The 610-nt window shown below is 47.4% G+C and carries 1 pseudogene; it reads left to right on the forward strand.

The window, feature by feature from the left end:
* Positions 1–610: pseudogene (locus tag R7R24_RS28360) on the forward strand (phosphate ABC transporter permease); the annotation flags it as partial.

Genomic DNA, 610 nt, shown 5'->3' on the forward strand with positions numbered 1-610 from the left:
CAAGTGGGCATGCCTTTGGCCATTTCTGTCGATGACTATTCACAACTTGCTTTCGTTTTAACGCAAAGTGGTGAGATTCAATATTTGTCGATGGACGCACCTGACAAGCCCGCCATTTATACTCAACAGTTAGCGACTAATCCGGTATCTTTTTCTCAATCGGCTCCTGGCCTTGGTTGGTATGGATTAGTGGATGATCAAGGTCTAGCACATATCTTCAAGCCAGAATTCAACGCGACGTTGAGAGAAAATACTCGTCCGCCAGAAGTGGTGGCGTTGTCGACGGATATGAATTTGACGCTTACCGACGCGCGAGATCCTGTGACTCAATTTGTCTTCAGTGCATCAACGCAAACTCCAACTATTGTTTGGCAGACTCGCAGCGGGAAAGTCAAAGCGCGTTGGCAAGAGAAGTCTGCGCTAGGCGTCGCTCCAACCACGATTGATTTCTCCTTTTCTGCGGGCTTTGACGCTCCCCAACAGATGCTCTTAACACCGGATGGTGAAACGCTTTATTTACGTGATGGTTCGGAGTTAATTGTTCTGACCAAAGCCGCTCAAAAGTTTACGGTGCGCGAAGTTATTGATCTTACTCAAGGGGATAAAAAGC

The sequence above is a fragment of the Vibrio sp. 704 genome (assembly GCF_033339295.1).